This is a genomic window from Ramlibacter tataouinensis (assembly GCF_027941915.1).
GTDB lineage: Bacteria > Pseudomonadota > Gammaproteobacteria > Burkholderiales > Burkholderiaceae_C > Ramlibacter > Ramlibacter tataouinensis_C.
In genome coordinates, this window is the sequence record NZ_CP116009.1 from 1,676,520 (window position 1) to 1,698,996 (window position 22,477).

The window sequence follows — 22,477 nt, forward strand, 5'->3', positions numbered from 1 at the left end:
AGGCAGGAATGGACTTCGATTTCTCCGACGACCAGGAACAACTGCGCGACGCCGTGCGCAAGTGGGTGGACCGCAGCTACGGCTTCGAGCGGCGCCGGGAAGCGGTGCGGGCCGGCGGCTTCGACCGCGCGACCTGGGACGAACTGGCCGGACTGGGCCTGGCCGGCCTGTACATCCCCGAGGAACACGGCGGCATGGGCATGGGCCCGGTCGAGGCCATGGTGGTGATGGAGGAACTGGGTCGCGGCATGGTGCTGGAGCCGCTGGCGCAGGCGCTGGTGGCCGGCGGCGTGCTGGCCGGCTACGCCACCGATGCGGTCAAGTCGGCCTGGCTGCCGAAAGTCGGATCGGGCGAAGCCTTGGTGGTGCTGGCGCACCAGGAGCGCAAGGCGCGCTACCGGTTGGACGTGTGCGACACCCGGGCCGTGCAACAGGGCGGCCAGTGGCGCGTGACCGGTGCCAAGAGCCTGGTGCCCGCGGGCGACCAGGCCGACGCGTACCTGGTGCCGGCGGTGGCCGGCGGCCGGATGGCGCTGTTCCTGGTCGAGCGCTCCGCCGCGGGCGTGAGCGCCAACGGCTACGTCACGGTCGATGGCAGCCGCGCGGCCGAGGTCCGCTTCGACCAGTCCGCGGCGACGCTGGTCACCGACGACGGCCTCGCCGCGCTGGAGCACGCCGCCGACATCGGCATTGCCGCCGCCTGTGCCGAGGGCGTCGGCGCCATCGACCAGACCATGGTCCTGACGGCCGACTACATGAACACGCGCAAGCAGTTCGGCGTGCCGATCGCCAGCTTCCAGGCGCTGCGGCACCGCATGGCCGACATGAAGATGCAGCAGGAGCTGGCGCGCTCGATGAGCTATTACGCCTCGCTCAAGCTGAATGCCCCGGCCGCCGAGCGCCGCCGCGCGCTGGCACGGGCCAAGTACCAGCTGAACGTGAGCATGCGCTTCATCGGCCAGAACTCGGTGCAGCTGCACGGCGGCATCGGCGTGACCGACGAGTACGTGGGCAGCCACTACTTCAAGAAACTGACCCAGCTGGAGATGACCTGGGGCGACACCCTGCACCAGCTGGGCGAGGTGTCGGCGCGCATGCAGGACACGGCTGGGGTCTTCGGATAACTCCCCCGAAGCGGCCTGCGGCCGCTCCCCCTCGTGGGCGCCACCGGCGGCCCGGCAAAGCCGGTTCCGCGGTGGCTCGCGACTGGGGCGGGTCTGCGCCCCTGGACACGGATTCAGGCGTGCAGGCGGGAGTTCTTGGGCAGGTGCGCCATCAGGAACTCCATCTGGTCCGCCAGGATGCGGCGGTTGCGCAGGATGAAGTCCTCCCACAGGCTGGGCACGTAGGGCGCATAAAGCAGCGGCATGTGCGCTTGCTCGGGCGTGCGGTTGCTCTTGCGATGGTTGCAGGCGCGGCAGGCGGTGACCACGTTCATCCAGTGGTCCTTGCCGTTCTGGGCGAACGGGATGATGTGCTCGCGCGTCAGCTCTTCCTCGCGGTGCCGGCTGCCGCAGTAGGCGCAGACGTTGCGGTCGCGCGCGAACAGCTTGGCGTTGGTCAGGCCCGGCTTGAGCTCGAACGGGTTGATATTGGGCACGCCCTTGGTGCCGATGATGCTGCTGACCGCGATCTGCGACTGCGCGCCGGTCAGCGCGTTGTGCCCGCCGCGGAACAGGGCGACCCGGGCACCGACTTCCCAGCGCACCTCATCGGCCGCGTAGTGCAGCACGGCCTGCTCCAGCGAGATCCAGGACTGGGGCAAGCCCTGGGCGGACAGCTTCAAGACCTTCAACAGTCACTCCTTCGGCAAGCAAGGCCAACGGGGAACCGGACAGCACGCACAATATACCCCGATTCACAGCAGCACTTCGAGCCACAGGCCTTCCCATGGGCGCCCGCTGCTATCGAAAAGATACCAAGCAGATGCAGATCTTCCGAGGCCTCCACCATCCGGGCATCGCACCGGCCTGTGCCGTGACGATCGGCAACTTCGACGGCGTGCACCGCGGCCACCAGGCCATGCTGGCGCTGCTGAACAACGAGGCGCGCCACCGCGGCGTGCCCAGCTGCGTGCTGACCTTCGAGCCGCACCCGCGCGACCACTTCGCCCGCGTGGCCCGCAGGCCGGAGCTGGCGCCGGCGCGCATCGCCACCCTGCGCGACAAGCTGTCCGAGCTGGCCGCCTGCGGCGTCGACCAGTGCGTGGTGCTGCGCTTCGACTCGCGCCTGGCCGGCCAGTCGGCCGAAGCCTTCATCCAGCAGGTGCTGGCCGAGGGCCTGGGCGCACGCTACGTGCTGGTGGGCGACGACTTCCGCTTCGGCGCCAAGCGCGCCGGCGACTACGCCATGCTGGACGCGGCCGGGCGGCGCGCCGGCTTCGACGTGGCGCGCATGAACAGCTACGAGGTGCACAACCTGCGCGTGTCCAGCTCGGCCGTGCGCGACGCGCTGGGGCGCGGCGACATGGATGCCGTGGCCGCCCTGCTGGGCCGCCCGTACAGCATCAGCGGCCACGTGGTGCACGGCCGCAAGCTCGGCCGCGAGCTGGGCTTTCCGACGGTGAACCTGCGCTTCTCGCACTGGAAGCCGGCCGCAAGCGGCATCTTCGCGGTGATGGTGGAGGGCCTGGCCGACCGCCCGCTGCCCGGCGTGGCCAACCTCGGGATCCGGCCCTCGCTCGATCCCGACGACGTCAACGGCGGGCGCGTGCTGCTGGAGACGCACTGCCTGGAGTGGCCCGCGCAGCTCGGCCAGGAGGGGGGCTACGGTAAAATCATCCGCGTGGACCTGCTGCACAAACTGCACGACGAGCTGAAGTACGACAGCCTGGATGCGCTGCAGGCCGGCATCGCGCGCGACCGCGAAGACGCCCGCGCGTACTTCGCTTCCACGCACGCCGAGACCCGGCGGCAGACCACGCGCGACCGAATTTAGCGCGGTGTCCTTGCGGGCTTGCCCCCGGATCGGGTCCGGGTCGAGCCCGCCCTCCATGCCCCCTGCCGCCGCCCGTGGCTGCCTGGCCAGGCCCGGCATGACATGTCCCCCGATGCACCGCCGAGGCTTCCCATGACCGACAAGACCGACTACCGCGCCACCCTGAACCTGCCGGACACGCCCTTTCCGATGCGCGGCGACCTGCCCAGGCGCGAGCCGGGCTGGGTGCAGGAGTGGCAGGACCAGGGCCTGTACAAGCGCCTGCGCGACGCCCGCAAGGGCCGCCAGAAGTTCATCCTGCACGACGGCCCGCCCTACGCCAACGGCCAGATCCACATGGGGCATGCGGTCAACAAGGTCCTGAAGGACATGATCGTCAAGGCGCGCCAGCTCAAGGGGCTGGACGCGATCTACATCCCGGGCTGGGACTGCCACGGCCTGCCGATCGAGAACGCGATCGAGAAGAAGCACGGCCGCAACCTGCCGCGCGACGAGATGCAGGCCCGCAGCCGCGCCTTCGCCACCGAGCAGATCGCCATCCAGATGGCCGACTTCAGGCGGCTGGGCGTGCTGGGCGACTGGGAGCACCCCTACCTGACCATGAATTTCAGCAACGAGGCCGACGAGATCCGCGCGTTCAAGCGCGTGATCGAGCGCGGCTTCGTCTACCGCGGCCTCAAACCGGTGTACTGGTGCTTCGACTGCGGCTCCTCGCTGGCGGAGTTCGAGATCGAGTACGCCGACAAGAAGAGCCAGACGCTGGACGTGGGCTTCGAGGCGGATGAACCAGCCAAGGTGTTCGCGGCCTTCGGGGCGCCGACGGCCGCGGGCAAGCCTGTTTTCGCCGTGATCTGGACCACCACCGCCTGGACCATCCCGGCCAACCAGGCGCTGAACCTGAACCCGGAGCTGGACTACTCGCTGGTGGACACCGAACGGGGCTTCCTGGTGCTGGCCAGCTCGCTGGTGGAGAAGTGCCTGGAGCGCTACCAGCTGCAGGGCGGCACCGTGGTCGCCACCGTCAAGGGCGAACAGCTGGCCAACCTGAACTTCCGCCACCCGCTCTATGAGGTGGATCCGGCCTACCGGCGCCTTTCGCCGGTGTACCTGGCCGACTACGCCACCGCGGAGGACGGCACCGGCCTCGTCCACTCCTCGCCGGCCTACGGCCTGGACGACTTCCACAGCTGCGTGGCGCACGGGCTGGCCTACGACGACATCCTCAACCCGGTCCAGGGCAACGGCAGCTACGCTACCGACTTCGCCCTGTTCGGCGGCCAGAACATCTGGAAGGCGGTGCCGAACATCCTGGACGCGCTCGACCAGGCCGGCCGCCTGTTCGCCACCGCGCCGCTCCAGCACAGCTACCCGCACTGCTGGCGCCACAAGTCGCCGGTGATCTACCGTGCCGCCGCCCAGTGGTTCGTGCGCATGGACGAGGGCGAGGGCGTCTTCACGAAAGACAAGGCGCCCGCCACCTTGCGCCAGATGGCGCTGGCCGCGATCGAGGAGACCAGCTTCTTCCCGGAGAACGGTAAGGCGCGGCTGCGCGACATGATCGCCGGCCGGCCCGACTGGTGCATCAGCCGCCAGCGCAGCTGGGGCGTGCCCCTGCCCTTCTTCCTGCACAAGGATTCGGGCGAGCTGCACCCCAAGACCATGGAGATCCTCGACATCGCCGCCGACATGGTCCAGGCCGGCGGCATCGAGGCCTGGAGCAAGTCCTCGCCCGAGGACGTGCTGGCCCAGGTGGGCGCCGCGGCCGACGCCACCAGCTACACCCGCAGCAGCGACATCCTGGAGGTCTGGTTCGACTCCGGCACCACCCACACCACGGTGCTCAAGGGCTCGCACGCCGGGGCCGGCCACGAGCACGGCCCCGAGGCCGACCTGTACCTGGAAGGCCATGACCAGCACCGCGGCTGGTTCCACTCCTCGCTGCTGACGGCCTGCGCCATGTACGGCCGCGCGCCCTACCGCGGCCTGCTCACCCACGGCTTCACGGTCGACGCCCAGGGCCGCAAGATGAGCAAGTCGCTCGGCAACGGCGTCGACCCGCAGGAGACCTGGAAGAAGCTGGGGGCCGAGATCATCCGCCTGTGGGTGGCCGCCTCCGACTACTCGGGCGACATCGCCGGCGACGACAAGATCCTGGCGCGGGTGGTCGATGCCTACCGGCGCATCCGCAACACCCTGCGCTTCCTGCTGGCCAACGTCAGCGACTTCGACCCGGCCAAGGACGCGGTGCCGCTGGCCGAGATGCTGGAGATCGACCGCTACGCCCTCAGCCGCGCCTCGCAGTTCCAGGCCGAGGTGCTGGCGCACTTCGAGGTCTACGAGTTCCACCCGGTGGTGGCCAAGCTGCAGGTCTATTGCTCGGAGGAGCTGGGCGCGTTCTACCTGGACGTGCTGAAGGACCGCCTGTACACCACGGCGCCGAAGTCGCACGCCCGCCGCAGCGCCCAGTCGGCCCTGTGGAACATCACCCACGCCATGCTGCGCTGGATGGCGCCCTTCCTCAGCTTCACGGCCGAGGAGGCCTGGAAGGTGTTCGGCCACTCCGAGTCGATCTTCATCGAGGAGTACGCCGAGATCGGCTCGCCCGACCTCGAGCTGCTGGCGCGCTGGGACCGCATCCGCGCGATCCGCGACCTGGCCAACAAGGAGATCGAGGCGGTGCGGGCCGACGGGCGGGTCGGCTCCTCGCTGCAGGCCAACCTGCGGGTCACGGCGCCGGCCGCCGAGCTGGCTCTGCTGCAAAGCCTGGGCGATGACCTGAAGTTCGTCTTCATCACCTCCGCCGTCACCCTGCAGCCGGGCGACGAGCTGGCAGTCGAGGCCACCCCCTCGGCGGACGCCAAGTGCGAGCGCTGCTGGCACTGGCGCGCCGACGTCGGCAGCGACCCGGCCCACCCGCAGATCTGCGGCCGCTGCGCCAGCAACCTGTTCGGCGCCGGCGAAGACCGGCGGCACGCCTGATGGCGCGCGCCCTCGCCCGCCCCGCCGCCGGCGGCGGCATGCTGCCCTGGCTGGGGCTGGCGCTGATCCTGTTCGTCGCCGATCAGCTCACCAAGGTGCTGATCCTGGGCTGGTACGGCCTGGGCGACAGCACCTACGTGGCGCCGTTCTTCAACATCGTGCGGGTGCACAACACCGGAGCCGCCTTCTCCTTCCTGGCGTCCGCCTCGGGCTGGCAGCGCTGGCTGTTCACCGGGATCGGGGTCGCGGCCACCCTGTTCATCCTCTGGATGCTGCGCACCCACCCCGGCCAGAAGCTGTTTTCCTTCGCCCTGGCCTGCATCCTGGGCGGGGCGGTGGGCAACGTGGTCGACCGGCTGCTGCACGGCTACGTGGTCGACTTCCTGCAGTTCCACTGGCGCGGCTGGTACTTCCCGGCCTTCAACATCGCCGACGCCGCCATCACGGTGGGTGCCGCCTGCCTGATCCTGGACGAAGTGCTGCGGGTGCGCCGCAGCCGCTGAGCCAGATCCCCGGAAAGGTTCCTGCGTCGTATCATCCGATGCTTCAGGCATGAAGCATCTGTTGAATCTGCTGGCAGCCATTGCGCTGCTGGTCTGGGGCACCTACCTCGTCCGAACCGGCATCCTGCGGGTGTTCGGCGCCAACCTCCGGCAGTTCCTCGCGCGCAGCATCGGCAACCGCTACACCGCTGCCCTGTCCGGCATCGGGGTCACGGCGCTGCTGCAGTCGAGCACCGCCACGGCGCTGATCGTCTCGTCGTTCGTCGGCCAGGGCCTGATCACCCTGCCGCTGGCGCTGGCCGTGATGCTGGGGGCGGACGTCGGCACCAGCCTGGTGACGGTGGTGTTCTCGTTCGACCTGTCCTGGCTGTCGCCGCTGCTGATCTTCCTGGGCGTGGTGCTGTTCATCTCGCGCACCGACACCAACGTGGGCCGCTTCGGGCGCGTGCTGATCGGCCTGGGCCTGATGCTGCTGGCGCTGCGGCTGGTGTCCGAATCGACCCAGATCATGGTGCAGTCGCCGATCGTCAAGGCGCTGCTGGAGTCGGTCCGCAGCGACCTGCTGCTGGAGATCACCGTCGGCGCCGTGCTGGCCGTGCTGTCCTACTCCAGCCTGGCCACCGTGCTGCTGGTGGCGGCGCTGGCTTCCACCGGCTTCGTGCCGGTCGACATGGCGCTCGGACTGGTGCTGGGCGCCAACCTGGGCAGCGGGCTGCTGGGCGTGCTCACGACCGCCCGTTCGCCGGTGCAGGTGCGGCACGTGCCGCTGGGCAACCTGATCTTCAAGTGCCTGGGGGTGCTGGTGGCGGCGCCGCTGATCGGCCTGTGGCTGCGCTACCTGCGGCCGTTCCTGGGCGACCTGGCCAGCACGGTGGTGCTGTTCCACCTGAGCTTCAACATCGTGATGGCGGTGCTGTTCATCGCCTTCGTCCACCCGATAGCCCGCGCCGTGCTGCGCCTGCTGCCGCAGCCGCAGCGGGCCGCCGGCAGGGACCGCCCGCACCACCTGGACCCCTCGGCGCTGGCCACGCCCTCGCTGGCCATCTCCTGTGCCGCGCGCGAGGCGCTGCACCAGGCCGACGTGGTCGAGACCATGCTGCAGGGCATGCTGCAGGTGGTGAAGACCGACGACCTGCGGCTGGCGCAGGACCTGCGCAAGCTCGACGACACGGTCGACGAGCTGTATTCGGCGATCAAGTACTACCTGACCAAGATCTCGCGCGAGGAGCTGGGCGAGGAGGAGAGCCGCCGCTGGACCGACATCGCCAGCTTCACCATCAACATGGAGCAGATCGGAGACACCGTCGAGCGCATCCTGATCGACATCGAGGACAAGAAGATTCGCAAGGGCCGCAGCTTCTCCGACGCCGGCATGGCCGAGATCTGCGAGCTGCACGCCCGCCTGATCGACAACCTGCGGCTGGGCATGAGCGTGTTCCTCAACGGCTCGGTGCGCGACGCCCAGAAGCTGCTGGAGGAAAAGGCGCGCTTCCGCGACCTGGAGCACGCCTTCGCCTCCACCCACCTGTCGCGTCTGGCGGACAACAGCGTGCAGAGCATCGAGACCAGCTCGCTGCACATCGACCTGATCAGCGACCTGAAGCGGATCAACTCGCACATCTGCTCGATCGCCTACCCGATCCTGGAGTCGGCCGGGGCCCTGGCCCCCAGCCGGCTGCGCAGCGACGTGCTGGCACCGCAGCGCGAAACCGCCGCCTGAGCCCCGCGCGGCTCAGCCGAGCCGCAGCGACAGCACGCCGGCCAGCACCAGCGCCGTGCCCAGGGCGCGGCGCGGCGTGAAGGCTTCCTTCAGCAGCCAGGTGCCCAGCAGGGCCGCGAACAGCACCGAGGTTTCGCGCAGGGCGGCGATCGTGGCCACCGGCGCCCGGGTCATCGCCCACAGCGCGATGCCGTACGAGCCCATCGAAGCGGCGGCGCCGATCGCTGCCAGCGGGGCACGGGCCCTCGCGTACGGCCAGGCCGCCGCCCAGCCGCGCCGCCGCAGCACCAGCAGGGTGTAGATCCAGCCGTCCAGCGCGAACAGGGCCGCCACGTACTGCAAGGCGTTGCCGCCCGCCTGCGTCGCGGCCCGCACGCCCAGCGCGTCCACCACCGTGTACAGGGCGATGATCACCGCGTTGGCCAGCGCGAAGCCGACCGCGCGCGGCCGTTGCAGCCCGGAAGCCGACAGCCCGAGCACCAGCACGCCGCCGCACACGCCCAGCACGCCGGTCCAGCCCGCCGGCGACAGCCGCTCGCCCAGCACCAGCGCCGACGACAGCGCCACCAGCACCGGGCCCGTGCCGCGCATCAGCGGGTAGGCCAGCCCCAGCTCGCCGTGCTCGTAGGCGCCGGTGAGCGCCACGTAGTAGCCGATGTGGATCGCCACCGAGGCCAGCAGCCAGGGCCAGGCCGCCCCCGGTGGCCAGCCGGCGGCGATCACCAGCGGAAAGCCGACCAGCGAGCCCAGCAGTTGCAGCAGCGCCATGTCGAGCGCCTTGTCGGTGCTGGACTTGATGAGCGCGTTCCAGCCGGCGTGCAGCAGCGCGCCGAACAGCACCGCAGCAGCGACGCCCCAGGTCAGGGCCATGGCAGGCGGGCGGGGCGGCGGCTGGGCATGGCCGCGATTAGATCAGCAGCGGCTGCACCGGCTCCGGGACCGGCGCAGCCCCACGCCGGCGTCAACCGTGACAGCATGGCGGGACACCGCATCGCGCAGCCCCATGCCGACCCGCACGCCCCCTCCCGCCCTGGCCGAGCTGAGGAAAAGCGGCGCGACCAAGGTCAAGGTGGCGGTCAGCGACATCGACGGCGTCCTGCGCGGCAAGTACCTGCACATCGACAAGTTCGCCGGCGCCTGCGAGGGCGGCTTCGGCTTTTGCGACGTGGTGTTCGGCTGGGACATGCTGGACAGCCCGTACGACAACACCACCGCCACCGGCTGGCAGCACGGCTTTCCCGACGCGCTGGCGCGCATCGACCTGGGCACCGCGCGCCGCGTGCCGTGGGACAACGGCGTGCCGTTCTTCCTCGGCGAGTTCGTCAATGCCGACGGCACGCCGCACCCGCTGTGCCCGCGCCAGGCGCTCAAGCGGGTGCTGGCCCGCGCCAGCAGGCTCGGCTACACGGTGATGGCCGGGATGGAGTTCGAGTGGTTCAACTTCCGCGAGACGCCGCAATCCTGGGCCGCCAAGCGCGGCCAGCCGCCGGAGCCGATCACGCCCGGCATGTTCGGCTACTCGATCCTGCGCATGGCCGACCACCCCGGCTTCTTCAACGCGCTGATGGACGAGATGCTGGCCTTCGGCGTGCCGGTCGAGGGCCTGCACACCGAGACCGGCCCCGGCGTGTACGAGGCGGCGCTGGTCTTCTGCGAGGCGCTGGAGCAGGCCGACCGCTCGATCCTGTTCAAGACCGGGGCGCGCGAGATCGGCAAGCGCTTCGGCATCATGCCCAGCTTCATGGCCAAGTGGAGCCAGCAGTACCCGGGCTGCAGCGGCCACATCCACCAGAGCCTGTCGGACGGCAAGTCCAACCTCTTCTACGACGCCGACTCGCCGCGGCGCATGAGCCGGCTGTTCGAGAGCTGGCTGGCCGGGCAGCTGAAGTGCCTGATGGAATTCGCGCCGCTGTTCTGGCCCACCATCAACAGCTACAAGCGGCTGGTCGACGGCTTCTGGGCGCCGGTCAAGCCGACCTGGGGCCTGGACAACCGTACCGCCAGCTTCCGGGTGATCGCCGGCTCGCCCAAGACCACGCGGCTGGAGACGCGCTGCCCGGGTGCCGACGTCAACCCCTACCTGGCGATGGCGGCGGTGATCGCGGCCGGGCTGCACGGCGTCGAGCAGGGGCTGGCGCTCACCACGCCGCCGATCACCAGCACCAACCAGGGCGCGGAGGACATCCCGCGGGCGCCGCGCTCGCTGATCGAGACCACGCGCATCCTGCGCGAGTCGAGGATCGCGCGCGACTGGCTCGGCGACACCTTCGTCGACCACTTCGCCGCCACCCGCGAATGGGAATGGCGCCAGTGGCAGGATGGCGTGACCGACTGGGAACTGAAGCGCTACTTCGAGATCATCTGAGGCCCGCATGGCGATCGCCGGCTTTTCCTTCCCCACGGCGATCCGCTTCGGCCCCGGCGTTCGCCGCGAGGTCGCCGAGCACCTGCGCCGGCGCCGGCTCGCGCGGCCGCTGCTGGTGACCGACGGCGCGCTGGCGGCGTTGCCGCTGCTGGCCGAGTTCCGCTCGCACCTGCGCGGGCTGGAAGTGGAGGTCTACGCCGGCGTGTCCGGCAACCCGACTGCGCAACAGGTGGCGAACGGCGCGGCGGCGTTCCGCGCGCACGGCGCCGACTGCGTGATCGGCTTCGGCGGCGGGGCGGCGCTGGACGTGGCCAAGGTCGTGGGCCTGGCCGCCACCCGCGACGGCGCCATCCTCGAGTACGCCTGGGACCACCCGCAGGCGCGCGCCATCGAGGGCGAGCTGCCCTGGTTCGTGGCCCTGCCCACCACCGCCGGCACCGGCTCGGAAGTGGGTCGCTCCGCCGTCATCAGCGAGGACGACACCCATCTCAAGCGGGTGGTGTTCAGCCCGGCGCTGCTGGCCAGGCAGGTGTTCGCCGATCCGCAACTGACGCTGGACCTGCCGCCCGCGGTGACCGCCGCCACCGGCATGGACGCGCTCACCCACAACCTCGAGAGCTACCTGTCGCCCGCCTACCATCCGCTGTGCGACGGCATCGCACTGGAGGGCGCGCGCCTGGCCGCCCGGGCGCTGGCGCAGGCGGTGCAGCAGCCGCACGACCTGCAGGCGCGCAGCGACATGCTGATGGCCGCGATGATGGGCGCCATCGCCTTCCAGAAGGACCTGGGCGCGGTGCATGCCTGTGCCCACGCGCTGGGCGCGGTCTGCGGCTTGCACCACGGGCTGGCCAATGCGCTGATGATCGACACGGTGCTGGACTGGAACCGGGCCGTCGTGCCGCAGAAGTTCGACGAGCTGGCGCATGCGTGCGCAGCGCCCGGCGGCGGCGCCGGCCTTGTCGCCTGGCTGCGCGACCTCAAGAGGCGCGTCGGGATCCAGGGTACGCTGGCCTCCCACGGCGTGCGGCGGGAGCAGATGCCACGGCTGGTCGAGATCGCCAGCCGCGACATCTGCCACCGCACCAACCCGCGGCCCTGCACGCCGGCCGATTTCGAGAGACTGTTCGAGGAGGCGTTTTGACGACCGAGCGGCTGAAGATCGCGATCAGTGCCTGTTTCTTCCATCCCGATCCCGCGCGCACGGCGGCGCCCAGCAAGACGCTCCAGTGGATCGAGCAGTCCACCGCGCACTGGCTGATGTCGCAGGGCGCGCTGCCGGTGATGGTGCCCTCGCCCTTCGGCGACACGGGCCGGGGTGACGTCCGCTTGCACGACTACGCGCGGTGGCTGGACGGCCTGGTGCTGCACGGCGGCGCCGACATCTGGCCCGGCAGCTACGGCGAGGAGCCGCTGCGGCCCGAATGGAGCGGAGACCGCCTGCGCGACGCCTACGACATCGCGCTGGTGCACGCTTTCGTCGCCGCCGGCAAGCCGGTGTTCGGCATCTGCCGCGGCCTGCAGCTGGTCAACGTGGCGCACGGCGGCACGCTGTACCAGGACATCGCCACGCAACGGCCGGGCGCCCTCGTCCACCGCGATGCGCAGGCGTACGACCTGCACTTCCACGACGTGGACGTGCTGCCCGGCACCCGGCTGGCGCAGCTGCTGGGGGCGCGGCGGCACCGCACCAACAGCGTCCACCACCAGGGCATCAAGGACCTGGCGCCCGGGTTCACGGTGGAGGCGCTGTCGCCGGACGACGGCGTCGTTGAAGCGATCCGCCACCGCGGCCCGGCATGGATCGCGGCGGTGCAGTGGCACCCCGAGCTGCACCGGGCCGACCTGGACGTGGTGGACGACACGCCGCTGCTGCGAGACTTCCTGCAAGCCGCCCTCACCGCCCGCGGCACCTGAGCCGGCCTGCCGCCGGCCGCGTCAGGCCGTTTCCAGCTCGCCGCGCGCCTTGATGCAGTAGTCGAGCAAGGCGTCGATCTCGGTGGACTTGTCGAACACCGCATCGGCGCCGAGCTGGGCGCAGCGCCGGCGCATGTCGGAGGTGGCGTGGTTGCTCAACACGATCACCTTCTGGCCGCGTCGGCGCTGCCGGCAGGCCTCGACCACGCGCAGTCCGCTGCCCTGACGCAGGAACAGGTCGACGACGGCCACATCCCAGGCGCCGGGGTTGCCGGTGAGCCAGCACTTGCCCTCGTTCTCGGTGTCGGCCAGGCCGACCGGCTCCACCTCGGCCAACTCCTGCAGCGTCTCGACCAGGTTCTCCCGGATCGTGGGGCTGTCCTCGACGATGTAGGCTCTCAAGGCCATTGGCTCATGCTCCGCCCGCGGCCCGGCGGGCAGCGGAAGGTACTTCGATTGACTTGGCAATCTACCCGGCCCCGGTAGCGGCCGGTGCAAGCACCGGGGCCGACCGCCTGTAGGCGCAGCGCCCGTCAGGAGCAAAGCTGCCGCGGCTGCGGCCGAGGCGCGGATGGGCAGCGCGCCGCGCGGCCCGGCGGCCGCTCACGGCTCAGAGCGTGAGGATGGTGCAGCCGGTGGTCTTGCGCGCCTCCAGGTCGCGGTGCGCCTGCTGCACCTGCTCCAGCGGGTAGCGCTGGTCGATGCGGATCTTCACCTTCCCGCTGGTCACCACCTCGAACAGCTCGTCGGCCATGGCCTGGGTCGCCTCCCGGCTGGCCATGTGGGCGAACAGCGTCTGGCGCGTCACGTAGATCGAGCCCTTGGGGCCCAGGATGCCGGGCGCGAACGGCGGCACCGGACCCGAGGCATTGCCGAAGCTGGCCATCAGGCCGAACGGCGCCAGGCAGTCGAGCGACTTGTCCCAGGTGTCCTTGCCGACCGAGTCGTAGACGACCTTGACGCCGCGGCCGCCCGTGATGGCCTTGACCCGCTCGCGGAAGTCTTCCTTGTTGTAGTTGATCACATAGGCGGCGCCGTGCGCCTGGGCCAGCGCGCACTTCTCGTCGGTGCCGGCCGTTCCGATCAACTGCAGGCCCAGCGCCCGGGCCCACTGGCAGGCGATCAGGCCGACGCCGCCGGCCGCGGCATGGAACAGCACGAAGTCGCCCGCCTGCAGCCCGCCCTGGGGCAGGGTGCGCTTGAGCAGGTATTGCGCGGTCAGGCCCTTGAGCATCATGGCCGCGCCAGTGTCGAAGTCGATCGCGTCGGGCAATTGGCAGACGTTCTGCGCCGGCATCACCCGCACTTCGCAATAGCTGCCGGGCGGATGGCTGGCGTAGGCGGCGCGGTCGCCCGCCTTCAGGTGGGTGACGCCCTCGCCCACCGCTTCCACCACGCCCGAGGCCTCCATGCCGATCTGCAGCGGCAGCGGCAGCGTGTACAGGCCGGTGCGGTGATAGACATCGATGAAGTTCAGGCCCACCGCCTTGTGGCGGATGCGGATCTGCCCCGGCCCCGGATCGCCGACCTCGACGTCGACGATCTTCAGTTGCTCGGGACCCCCGGTCTGGTCGATGCGGACGGCACGGCTCATGGCTCTTTCTTCCTCGGTTGCATTGGCTGGACGCGCGCCATCCTGCCACGAATCGTGCCGCGCCGCCGCATGTCCCCGACTACAGTTGCAATCCATGCACCAGCGCCTGACCCCTGCCACCGCCGGCCTGCTCGTCCTGCCCCCGCTGCTGTGGGCCGGCAACGCAGTGGTGGGTCGCATGATGGTGGGGCTGGTGCCGCCCATGACGCTCAACTTCCTGCGCTGGGCTCTGGCCTTCGTGCTGCTGCTGCCGCTGACGGCCTGGCTGCTGCGCCGCGGCAGCCCGCTGTGGCCGCACTGGCGGCGCTTCACGATCCTGGGCCTGCTGGGAGTGGGCTGCTACAACGCGCTGCAGTACCTGGCGCTGACGACGTCCACGCCCCTGAACGTCACGCTGGTGGCGTCCAGCACCCCGGCCTTCATGCTGGCCATCGGCGCCCTGTGGTTCGGCCAGCGGGTCACGTCGCGGCAAGTCCTGGGCGCCCTGCTGTCGATCGTCGGCGTGCTGGTGGTCCTCGGACGCGGCGACTGGGAGCTCTTGTCGAACGTGCGGCTGGTGCCGGGCGACTTCTTCATCCTGCTGGCCACCGCCGCCTGGGCCGTCTACAGCTGGCTGCTGCTGCGCCCGGGCGACCCGGCGCAGGTTCGCGCGGACTGGGCCGCTTTCCTGATGGCGCAGATCGTGTTCGGGCTGGGCTGGTCGGGCCTGTTCGCCGCAGGCGAGTGGGCCCTGGAGCCGCAGCCGGTCGCCTGGGGCTGGCCGGTGATCGCGGCCCTGGGCTATGTGGCGGTGGGGCCGGCGATCGTGGCCTACCGCAGCTGGGGACTGGGGGTGCAGCGCGTCGGCCCCACGATCCCGGCCTTCTTCTACAACCTCACGCCGCTGTTCGCCGGCGTCATGTCGGCCGCCCTGCTGGGCGAGGTGCCCCGCCTGTACCACGCCGCCGGCTTCGTGCTGATCGTCGGCGGCATCGTGGTGTCGTCGCGCCGCTGACGAAGCGCGCTCAGTGCGTGCCCGGGTAGGCCCCCCCGTCGATCAGCACGTTCTGGCCGGTGATGTAGCTGGCGTGCCGGCTGCACAGGAAGGCACAGGTGGCGCCGAACTCCTCGGGCGTGCCGAAGCGCTGCGACGGGATGGCGTTCAGCCGCGCCTGCGCCACCGCCTCCACCGGCTGGCCGGATTTCTTCGCCGATCCTTCCATGGTCCCGCGCAGCCGGTCGGTGTCGAACGCGCCCGGCAGCAGGTTGTTGATGGTCACGTTGGCCGCCGCCAGCTTGCGCGTGCGCGCCACGCCGGCGACGAAGCCGGTCAGGCCGCTGCGCGCGCCATTGGACAAGCCGAGGATGTCGATCGGCGCCTTCACCGCCGCCGAGGTGATGTTGACGATGCGGCCGAAGCCGCGCGCCGCCATGCCGTCGACGGTGGCCTTGATCAGCTCGATCGGCGTCAGCATGTTGGCATCGACCGCCTGGATCCAGGCCTCGCGGTCCCAGTCGCGGAAGTCGCCGGGCGGCGGGCCGCCGGCGTTGGTGACGACGATGTCGTAGTCGGCGCGCAGCGCGAACACCGCGGCGCGGCCCTCGGCCGTGGTGATGTCGGCCGCCACCTGCAGCACCTGCGCGTCCTTCGGCCGGGCCGGGTCGGCCTGCAGCCGGTCCACCGCCTGCTGCAGTGCCGGCGCGCCGCGCGCCACCAGCACCACGTTGGCGCCCTCGCGGCTGAGCGCCTGCGCGCAGCCGAAGCCCAGTCCCTTGCTGGCGCCGCACACCAGCGCCCACTTGCCTGCAATACCCAGATCCATGGATCCCAATCCTCTTCGATCGAATGCCCGGCATCATACGGACGCCGCTGCGGTTCAGCGCCGGGCGCGCGTGAACACCCAGATGCCGGCGATCACCAGCGCGGTGCCGGCGACGATCCAGCCGGTGAAGGGCTCGCCCAGGATCAGCGCGCCCATGGCGATGGTGGACAGCGGGCCGATCATGCCGGTCTGCGCCGTCAGCGCCGGGCCCATGCGCTCGATGGCCATCATCACCAGCAGCACCGGCACGGCCGTGCACAGCGTGGCGTTGAGCACCGACAGCCAGACCACCTCGGGCGCCACGCCGAACGCCACCTCCAGCGGCCGCAGCAGCAGGAACTGGACGATGCAGAACACGCAGGCCACCGAGGTTGCCAGCCCGACCAGGCGCAGCGAGCCGAGCCGCTGCACCAGCTGGCCGCTGTAGACCAGGTAGATCGCGTACGTGATGGTGCTGGCGAACACCAGCGTCGCGCCCCAGGCCACCTCCGGCCCCGCCATGCCCACTTCCTGGCCGAACACCAGCAGCACGCCGGCATAGCTGATCGCCATGCCGGCCAGCTGCACCCGCGAGAAGGGCTTGCGGTACAGCAGCCAGCCGAGCAGCAGCACCAGGGTGGGATTCAGGTACAGGATCAGCCGCTCGAGCGAGGCGGTGATGTACTGCAGCCCGGCGAAATCGAGAAAGCTCGAGAGGTAGTAGCCGCTGACGCCCAGCCCGATCACGCCCAGCCAGTCGCGCCGCGACAGCGGCGGCTTGCCGCGGCTGGCCCACCAGGCCATGCCGGCGAACAGGGGCAGCGCGAACAGCATGCGCAGCATGATCAGCGTGACCGCATCGACGCCGTAGCGGTAGGCCAGCTTGACGATGATGGCCTTGCCGCTGAAGGCGATGGCGCCGGCAACGGCCAGGGCCAGCCCTGGCAGCAGCCGCGCCGGGGCGGCATCGGCGGGGGTCTGGATGGGGCCGGTGGAGCTCATGGGTGCTGTCGATTGTGCCGGGCCCAAGAAAAACGGCGCCCGAAGGCGCCGTTGCGATGCGCAGCCGAAGCCGCTAGTCCTCTTCGTGGAACACGTCCTCGCGCTTGCTCTTGACGGCCGGCAGCAGCACGATGACCAGCAGCAGCAGCGCGGCGGCCAGCAGGCCGGCCGACAGCGGCCGCGAGACGAACACCGACCAGTCGCCGCGCGACAGCAGCAGCGCGCGGCGCAGGTTCTCCTCCATCATCGGGCCCAGGATCAGGCCCAGCAGCAGCGGCGCCGGCTCGGCCCCGAGCTTGAGGAAGAAGTAGCCGATCACGCCGAAGATCGCCACCATCCAGATGTCCCAGGTGTTGTTGTTCGTGGAGTACACGCCGATGGCGCAGAACAGCACGATGGCCGGGAACAGCCAGCGGTAGGGCACCGTCAGCAGCTTGATCCACATGCCGATCAGCGGCAGGTTCAGGATCACCAGCATGGCGTTGCCGATCCACATCGAGGCGACCAGGCCCCAGAACAGCTCGGGGTTGCTGGTCATCACCTGCGGGCCCGGCTGGATGTTGTGGATGGTCATGGCGCCGACCATCAGCGCCATCACGGCGTTGGGCGGGATGCCCAGCGTCAGCAGCGGGATGAAGGAGGTCTGCGAGCCGGCGTTGTTGGCCGACTCCGGCGCCGCGACGCCGCGGATGTTGCCCTTGCCGAACGGCACTTCACCCGGCCGCAGTTTGGTCTTCTTCTCGATGGTGTAGGCGGCGAAGGCCGACAGCAGGGCGCCGCCGCCGGGCAGGATGCCCAGGGCCGAACCCAGCGCGGTGCCGCGCAGCACGGCCGGCGCCATGGCCTTGAAGTCCTCCTTGGTCGGCATCAGCCCGGTGACCTTGGCGGTGAACACCTCGCGCTCGTCGGCGTGCTTGGACAGGTTCATGATGATCTCGCCATAGCCGAAGATGCCCATGGCGATCACGATGAAGCCGATGCCGTCGGTCAGCTCAGGGATGTCGAACGCATAGCGCGCCACGCCGGAGTTGACGTCGGTGCCGACCAACCCGAGCAGCAGGCCCAGGATGATCATGGCCACCGCCTTGACCAGCGAGCCGGACGCCAGCACCACGGCGCCGATCAAGCCCAGCACCATCAGCGAGAAGTACTCGGCCGGGCCGAACTTGAAGGCGACTTCGGTCAGCGGCCCGGCGAAGCCGGCCAGGATCAGGGTGCCGACGCAGCCGGCGAAGAACGAGCCCAGGGCAGCCGCGGCGAGCGCCGGCCCGGCGCGGCCGCGCCGCGCCATCTGGTAGCCGTCGATCACCGTGACGACCGAGGACGATTCGCCCGGCAGGTTGACCAGGATGGCGGTGGTCGAGCCACCGTACTGCGCGCCGTAGTAGATGCCCGCCAGCATGATCAGCGCCGACACCGGCGGCAGCGCATACGTGGCCGGCAGCAGCATGGCGATGGTGGCGACGGGGCCGACGCCGGGCAGCACGCCGATCATGGTGCCCAGCAGGCACCCGATGAAGGCGTACAGCAGGTTGATCGGCGTGAAGGCGACGCCGAAGCCGACCGAGAGGTGGTTGATCAGTTCCATGGTTGCGACCGCTCTTTCAGCCAACGAGGAAGGACGGCCACACCGGGAACTGCAGGCTCAGCAGCTTGACGAAGGCCAGGTAGCTCAGGACGGCCAGCACCGTGGCCAGCACGATCACTTCCTTGAACTTGAATTCGTCGCCGGCCAGCGCGGCGACGATGGTCAGCCCGTAGATCGCCGCGACCAGGCCGAACGCCGGGATGCCGAAGCGCGGCACGCCGGCCAGCAGGATGCCGAACAGCACGTTGGAGCCGATGATGAAGCCGAGCGGACGCCAGGCGATGCTGCCGATCTTCTCGCCGTCCTCAGTCTCCACCACCATCGCACCGAAGGTGATGACCAGGCCCAGGATGGCGAGCAGCACCCCGAGTGCGAGTGGGAAATAGCCGGGGCCCATGCGGGCCGCGTCGCCAATGGTGTAGCTGGTCGCGCCCCAGGCAAATCCGATGCCCACGATGGTGAACATCAGGCCGGCCGCGAAATCCTTCTGGCTCTTGATTCTCAAAATGAAGTCTCCTGCGAGAGGTGAACGGGCAAACGGGCAATTCTTGCGGTTGGGTTGGGCAATGCCGATGTGGATTTCCCGTATGCCCGCCTGACAGAGCGCTGACGCCCAGCTGACTTCCAGCCGATCAGCTCAGGGGTGGCGTGGCCGTCAGCACTTCCTCCAGCGTGGTCAGCCCTTCGGCCACGCGCAAGGCGCCGGCCAGCCGCAGCGGCCGCATGCCGTCGGCGATGCCCTGCTGGCGCAGCGCCTCGATCGAGGGCTCGCGGGCGGCACGCCCCTTGAAGGTTTCGGTGACGGTGAGCAGCTCGTACAGCCCCATGCGGCCCATGAAGCCGGTCATGCGGCAATCGACGCAGCCGACCGGCCGGTACGGTCGCCAGCCGCCGCTGAGCTTCCAGGGCCGCACCACCTCCTCCACCGCCTCGCGCGGGGTCGCCTCGTCGGGCTGGCGGCACTGCCGGCACAGGGTGCGCACCAGGCGCTGGGCCAGCACGCCGAGCACGGTGGCGTTGATCAGGTAGGCCGGCACCCCCAGCTCCAGCAGGCGGGTGACGGCCGAGGGCGCATCGTTGGTGTGCAGCGTGGAGAACACCAGGTGGCCGGTCAGCGCCGCCTGCACCGCCATCTCGGCCGTCTCCAGGTCGCGGATCTCGCCCACCATGATGATGTCGGGGTCCTGCCGCATCAGCGCGCGCAGGCCCTCGGCGAAGCCGAAGTCGAGTTGCGGCTGCACCTGGGTCTGGTTGAAGGCCGGCTCGATCATCTCGATCGGGTCCTCCACCGTGCTGACGTTGACCTCCTCGGTGGCCACCCGCTTGAGCGTGGAGTACAGCGTGGTGGTCTTGCCCGAGCCGGTGGGGCCGGTCACCAGCACGATGCCGTGCGGGCGCCGCACCAGCGCTTCCCAGCGCTGCGCGTCGTGGGCGGTGAAGCCCAGCGCGTCCAGGTCCTTGACCGCGGTGTCGGGGTCGAAGATGCGCATCACCATCTTCTCGCCGAAGGCGGTGGGCAGGGTCGACAAGCGCATCTCCACCTCGTCGCCGCGCGCGTTGCGGGTCTTGATGCGGCCGTCCTGCGGGCGGCGCTTCTCGACCACGTCCATGCGGCCGAGCAGCTTGACGCGGGCCGTCATGGCGTTGAGCACGCCCATCGGCATCTGGTAGACCGGGTGCAGCACGCCGTCGATGCGGAAGCGGATCACGCCCTGCTCGCGCCGCGGCTCCAGGTGGATGTCGCTGGCGCGCTGGTCGAAGGCGTAGGTCCACAGCCAGTCCACCACCTGCACCACGCCCTGGTCGTTGGCGTCGAGCTGGCGGTTGCTCTTGCCCAGCTCGACCAGCTGCTCGAAGCTGGCGGGGCCGCTGCCACCGCCGGCGCGCTGGGCGGCGCGCACCGACTTGGCCAAAGCGAAGAATTCGGCCGTGTAGCGCTGGATGTCCCTCGGATTGGCGACCACCCGCCGCACCGGGCGCTTGGCCTGGCGCTCGACCTCGGCCACCCAGTCGTCGACGAAGGGCTCGGCGGTGGCGACCACCACCTCGTTGGGGGCCACCTGCACCGGCAGCACGCGATGGCGCTCGGCATAGGCCGCACTCATGGCCTCGGCGACGCGGCCGACATCGACCTTCAGCGGGTCGATGCGCAGGTAGTCCAGCCCGGCGCGGCGCGCCAGGTACTGGGTCAGGGACTCGATGTCCATCGGCTTGCCGTCGGCGGCGCGCGTCATCGCCACCGCCGCCAGTCGCACCAGCGGGTGCTGCGCGCTCTGGGCCTGGGCGCAGCGGGCGATGGTGCGCTGCGCCTCCTCGGGCGAGATCACGCCGTCCTCGCTCAGCCACTCGACCAGCGGGCGCCAGTCCAGCGGGCCCTGCCAGGTGGCTCGTGTGGCGGAGCGGGGGCGCGCGGATGGACTCATGGACGGATCATTCCACAGGCTTGAGCACCCGCGGCCACCGGCTGGCCGGCAGGCCCCAGCGCTGCTGGATGGCGTCGGCGCGCCGCACCAGTTCGGCCCGCGTCGGTCGCTGCGGGGTGCGCAGGGCCAGCACGATGGTGTTGCCCTCGCGCGTGGGTCGGAACGACCACAGCGAACCGGCACCGAAGGCGCCCTGGATGCGGGCCAGGCTGCGCTCGAAACTGGAGGAGCGGCCGAACAGGTTGACCGTCATGCAGCCGTCGTCGGTGAGCAGCCGCCGGCAGTCGGCATAGAAGGCCTCGCTGTCCAGCACCGGCGCCGCCGCCTCGTCGTCGTACAGGTCCACCTGCAGCACATCCACCTGGCCGCGCCAGTGTTCGTGGGCCGCCACTTCGGCGGCGTCGCCCAGCACCACCGACAGCCGGCTGTCGTCGCGCGGCAGCTTGAACCACAGCCGGCAGGCCGCGATCACCTGCGGGTTCAGCTCGATGGCGGTGGTCTTCATCCGCAGCCGCTTGTGGCAGTACTTGGTCAGCGCCGCCGCGCCCAGGCCCAGCTGCATGGCATGGCGCTCGCGCACCGATTCCGGCGCCACGAACAGCAGCCACGCCATCATGCGCTGCACGTATTCGAGGTGGATGTCGAACGGCTCGTCCATCCGCATCGAGCCCTGCACCCACTCGGAGCCCAGGTGCAGGTAGCGGATGTCGCCGTGGTCGGAGAAGTTGACCTCGGGCAGCGGTGCGGGACGGGCGCTCACGGGCGGCGATTATCCGCTGCGCGCCGGCGCCAGCAGCGACCTCAGCCGCGGCAAGGCTTCGCAGGCATTGCCCGTCGTCGCTTCGGCCAGCGCGTCGGGCGGCAGGCCGCGCAGCCCGGCCACGACCTGCGCGATGCGCGGCAGTTCGGCCGGCTCGTTGCGCCCCTGCGCCAGCCCGGCGGCGCGATCGGCCGCCGTGCGGTAGAGCCAGTGCGGCGGGATGTCCGGCGCATCCGTCTCCAGCACCAGGGCCGACAGCGGCAGGTCGGCCGCCAGCCGGCGCAGCTGCAGCGCGCGCTCGAAGGTCACGGCGCCGCCGAAGCCCAGTTTGAAGCCGAGCTCGACAAAGGCCCGGGCCTGCTGCCCGCTGCCGTTGAAGGCGTGGGCGATGCCGCCGACCGGCAACTCGCGCAGGTGCTTGAGCAGGTGGTCGGCCGAGCGCCGCACGTGCAGGATCACCGGCAGCCGGTGCCGGCGTGCCAGCCGCAGTTGCTCGCGCAGGAAGAAGGCCTGGCGCTCGCGATCGAGGCCGGGCACGAAATGGTCGAGCCCGATCTCGCCGACCGCCACCAGGCGCGGGTCGCCCCGCAGCTCGCCGAGCCGACGGTCGAGCTCGGCCAGGTCCGCTTCGCGCGCCTCGCCGGTGCACAGCGGATGGATGCCCAGCGCATAGCTGTCGCCCCACCGGTGCGCCAGCGTGCGCACCGCGTCGAAGGCGCCCGCCTGCACCGCGGGAATCACGCAATGCGCCACGCCGGCCTGCGCGGCGCGCTCGCGCACCGCGGCCGCGTCGGCGCCGAATTCCGGCGCATCGAGGTGGCAGTGCGTATCGACGTAGGCGGGCATCGGTCGATCATGCCGGATAAGCCTGCGACGGCGCCGTCGCAACGTGCGCCGGTGCGCAAACCGTG

The 22,477-nt window shown here is 70.4% G+C and carries 20 protein-coding genes; 9 read left to right on the top strand and 11 right to left on the bottom strand.

What is annotated here, in order from left to right; translation table 11 throughout:
• The first annotated feature begins 8 nt into the window (after positions 1-8).
• Positions 9-1,124 carry an acyl-CoA dehydrogenase family protein gene (locus tag PE066_RS07925; protein WP_271236008.1) on the top strand — a complete coding sequence of 372 codons (1,116 nt, stop codon included), beginning with the start codon at positions 9-11 and terminating at the stop codon, positions 1,122-1,124.
• Between the two features lie 113 nt (positions 1,125-1,237).
• Here PE066_RS07925 and PE066_RS07930 read toward each other — a convergent pair whose 3' ends face one another.
• Entirely contained in the window at positions 1,238-1,795 is a 558-nt protein-coding gene (locus PE066_RS07930) for an HNH endonuclease (protein ID WP_271236009.1), read from the bottom strand.
• 131 nt (positions 1,796-1,926) lie between these two features.
• On the opposite strand from PE066_RS07930, the gene PE066_RS07935 reads away from it, so the two are divergent.
• From PE066_RS07935 to PE066_RS07950, 4 genes are all read left to right on the top strand, one after another.
• Positions 1,927-2,937, top strand: a complete 1,011-nt coding sequence (locus tag PE066_RS07935) for a bifunctional riboflavin kinase/FAD synthetase (RefSeq protein WP_271236010.1) — start codon at positions 1,927-1,929, stop codon at positions 2,935-2,937.
• Between the two features lie 132 nt (positions 2,938-3,069).
• A complete protein-coding gene (gene ileS / locus PE066_RS07940) occupies positions 3,070-5,916 on the top strand; it encodes an isoleucine--tRNA ligase (protein WP_271236011.1) in 2,847 nt (948 codons plus the stop codon).
• Positions 5,916-6,419 (top strand): signal peptidase II, encoded by a 504-nt coding sequence (gene lspA / locus PE066_RS07945; protein ID WP_271236012.1) that lies wholly within the window; start codon positions 5,916-5,918, stop codon positions 6,417-6,419. Before ileS ends, lspA begins: the two co-directional genes overlap by 1 nt.
• Positions 6,420-6,468: 49 nt before the next feature.
• The gene (locus PE066_RS07950) at positions 6,469-8,139 is read left to right on the top strand and encodes a Na/Pi cotransporter family protein (protein WP_271236013.1); all 1,671 of its coding nucleotides are present in this window, start codon (positions 6,469-6,471) and stop codon (positions 8,137-8,139) included.
• A gap of 12 nt (positions 8,140-8,151) precedes the next feature.
• Here PE066_RS07950 and PE066_RS07955 read toward each other — a convergent pair whose 3' ends face one another.
• Positions 8,152-9,009 carry an EamA family transporter gene (locus PE066_RS07955; RefSeq protein WP_271236014.1) on the bottom strand — a complete coding sequence of 286 codons (858 nt, stop codon included), beginning with the start codon at positions 9,007-9,009 and terminating at the stop codon, positions 8,152-8,154.
• Positions 9,010-9,142: 133 nt separating this feature from the next.
• Here PE066_RS07955 and PE066_RS07960 point away from each other — a divergent pair, with 133 nt between their 5' ends.
• From PE066_RS07960 to PE066_RS07970, 3 genes are read left to right on the top strand one after another with little or no spacing between them, the layout of a single operon-like run.
• The gene (locus PE066_RS07960) at positions 9,143-10,504 is read left to right on the top strand and encodes a glutamine synthetase family protein (protein WP_271236015.1); all 1,362 of its coding nucleotides are present in this window, start codon (positions 9,143-9,145) and stop codon (positions 10,502-10,504) included.
• A 7-nt stretch (positions 10,505-10,511) separates the two neighbouring features.
• The gene (locus PE066_RS07965) at positions 10,512-11,645 is read left to right on the top strand and encodes an iron-containing alcohol dehydrogenase (protein WP_271236016.1); all 1,134 of its coding nucleotides are present in this window, start codon (positions 10,512-10,514) and stop codon (positions 11,643-11,645) included.
• Positions 11,642-12,418, top strand: a complete 777-nt coding sequence (locus PE066_RS07970) for a gamma-glutamyl-gamma-aminobutyrate hydrolase family protein (protein ID WP_271236017.1) — start codon at positions 11,642-11,644, stop codon at positions 12,416-12,418. The genes PE066_RS07965 and PE066_RS07970 overlap by 4 nt, the downstream gene beginning before the upstream one ends.
• Positions 12,419-12,439: 21 nt before the next feature.
• On the opposite strand, the gene PE066_RS07975 is transcribed toward PE066_RS07970, so the two are convergent.
• The gene (locus PE066_RS07975; RefSeq protein ID WP_271236018.1) at positions 12,440-12,826 is read right to left on the bottom strand and encodes a response regulator; all 387 of its coding nucleotides are present in this window, start codon (positions 12,824-12,826) and stop codon (positions 12,440-12,442) included.
• 202 nt (positions 12,827-13,028) lie between these two features.
• The gene (locus PE066_RS07980) at positions 13,029-14,012 is read right to left on the bottom strand and encodes a quinone oxidoreductase family protein (protein WP_271236019.1); all 984 of its coding nucleotides are present in this window, start codon (positions 14,010-14,012) and stop codon (positions 13,029-13,031) included.
• A 94-nt stretch (positions 14,013-14,106) separates the two neighbouring features.
• On the opposite strand from PE066_RS07980, the gene PE066_RS07985 reads away from it, so the two are divergent.
• Positions 14,107-15,006, top strand: coding sequence for a DMT family transporter (locus PE066_RS07985; RefSeq protein WP_271236020.1), 900 nt, complete (start codon positions 14,107-14,109; stop codon positions 15,004-15,006).
• Positions 15,007-15,016: 10 nt separating this feature from the next.
• Here PE066_RS07985 and PE066_RS07990 read toward each other — a convergent pair whose 3' ends face one another.
• The 7 genes from PE066_RS07990 to PE066_RS08020 form a co-directional block, all read right to left on the bottom strand.
• Positions 15,017-15,814 (bottom strand): SDR family oxidoreductase, encoded by a 798-nt coding sequence (locus PE066_RS07990; protein ID WP_271236021.1) that lies wholly within the window; start codon positions 15,812-15,814, stop codon positions 15,017-15,019.
• Positions 15,815-15,868: 54 nt separating this feature from the next.
• On the bottom strand, positions 15,869-16,795 hold the full coding sequence (locus tag PE066_RS07995) for a DMT family transporter (RefSeq protein ID WP_271236022.1): 927 nt from the start codon (positions 16,793-16,795) through the stop codon (positions 15,869-15,871).
• Positions 16,796-16,868: 73 nt separating this feature from the next.
• Complete coding sequence (locus PE066_RS08000; RefSeq protein WP_271236023.1) at positions 16,869-18,383, bottom strand: tripartite tricarboxylate transporter permease; 1,515 nt, start codon at positions 18,381-18,383, stop codon at positions 16,869-16,871.
• 16 nt (positions 18,384-18,399) lie between these two features.
• Complete coding sequence (locus PE066_RS08005; protein ID WP_271236024.1) at positions 18,400-18,888, bottom strand: tripartite tricarboxylate transporter TctB family protein; 489 nt, start codon at positions 18,886-18,888, stop codon at positions 18,400-18,402.
• Positions 18,889-19,015: 127 nt separating this feature from the next.
• On the bottom strand, positions 19,016-20,806 hold the full coding sequence (locus tag PE066_RS08010) for a GspE/PulE family protein (protein WP_271236025.1): 1,791 nt from the start codon (positions 20,804-20,806) through the stop codon (positions 19,016-19,018).
• A 7-nt stretch (positions 20,807-20,813) separates the two neighbouring features.
• On the bottom strand, positions 20,814-21,566 hold the full coding sequence (locus tag PE066_RS08015) for a spermidine synthase (protein WP_271236026.1): 753 nt from the start codon (positions 21,564-21,566) through the stop codon (positions 20,814-20,816).
• A gap of 9 nt (positions 21,567-21,575) precedes the next feature.
• Positions 21,576-22,412: a TatD family hydrolase gene (locus tag PE066_RS08020; protein WP_271236027.1), complete on the bottom strand. Its 837-nt coding sequence runs from the start codon at positions 22,410-22,412 to the stop codon at positions 21,576-21,578.
• Positions 22,413-22,477 lie beyond the last annotated feature (65 nt).

Excerpts from the sequence above, each read along its gene's own strand:
- PE066_RS07980 (WP_271236019.1), bottom strand. The coding sequence starts at position 14,012 with ATGAGCCGTGCCGTCCGCATCGACCAGACCGGGGGTCCCGAGCAACTG.
- PE066_RS07960 (WP_271236015.1), top strand. The coding sequence starts at position 9,143 with ATGCCGACCCGCACGCCCCCTCCCGCCCTGGCCGAGCTGAGGAAAAGC.
- PE066_RS07965 (WP_271236016.1), top strand. The coding sequence starts at position 10,512 with ATGGCGATCGCCGGCTTTTCCTTCCCCACGGCGATCCGCTTCGGCCCC.
- PE066_RS07955 (WP_271236014.1), bottom strand. The coding sequence starts at position 9,009 with ATGGCCCTGACCTGGGGCGTCGCTGCTGCGGTGCTGTTCGGCGCGCTG.
- PE066_RS07990 (WP_271236021.1), bottom strand. The coding sequence starts at position 15,814 with ATGGATCTGGGTATTGCAGGCAAGTGGGCGCTGGTGTGCGGCGCCAGC.
- PE066_RS07995 (WP_271236022.1), bottom strand. The coding sequence starts at position 16,795 with ATGAGCTCCACCGGCCCCATCCAGACCCCCGCCGATGCCGCCCCGGCG.
- PE066_RS08020 (WP_271236027.1), bottom strand. The coding sequence starts at position 22,412 with ATGCCCGCCTACGTCGATACGCACTGCCACCTCGATGCGCCGGAATTC.
- ileS (WP_271236011.1), top strand. The coding sequence starts at position 3,070 with ATGACCGACAAGACCGACTACCGCGCCACCCTGAACCTGCCGGACACG.
- PE066_RS07935 (WP_271236010.1), top strand. The coding sequence starts at position 1,927 with ATGCAGATCTTCCGAGGCCTCCACCATCCGGGCATCGCACCGGCCTGT.
- lspA (WP_271236012.1), top strand. The coding sequence starts at position 5,916 with ATGGCGCGCGCCCTCGCCCGCCCCGCCGCCGGCGGCGGCATGCTGCCC.
- PE066_RS07950 (WP_271236013.1), top strand. The coding sequence starts at position 6,469 with ATGAAGCATCTGTTGAATCTGCTGGCAGCCATTGCGCTGCTGGTCTGG.
- PE066_RS07985 (WP_271236020.1), top strand. The coding sequence starts at position 14,107 with ATGCACCAGCGCCTGACCCCTGCCACCGCCGGCCTGCTCGTCCTGCCC.
- PE066_RS07925 (WP_271236008.1), top strand. The coding sequence starts at position 9 with ATGGACTTCGATTTCTCCGACGACCAGGAACAACTGCGCGACGCCGTG.
- PE066_RS08000 (WP_271236023.1), bottom strand. The coding sequence starts at position 18,383 with ATGGAACTGATCAACCACCTCTCGGTCGGCTTCGGCGTCGCCTTCACG.
- PE066_RS07975 (WP_271236018.1), bottom strand. The coding sequence starts at position 12,826 with ATGGCCTTGAGAGCCTACATCGTCGAGGACAGCCCCACGATCCGGGAG.
- PE066_RS08010 (WP_271236025.1), bottom strand. The coding sequence starts at position 20,806 with ATGAGTCCATCCGCGCGCCCCCGCTCCGCCACACGAGCCACCTGGCAG.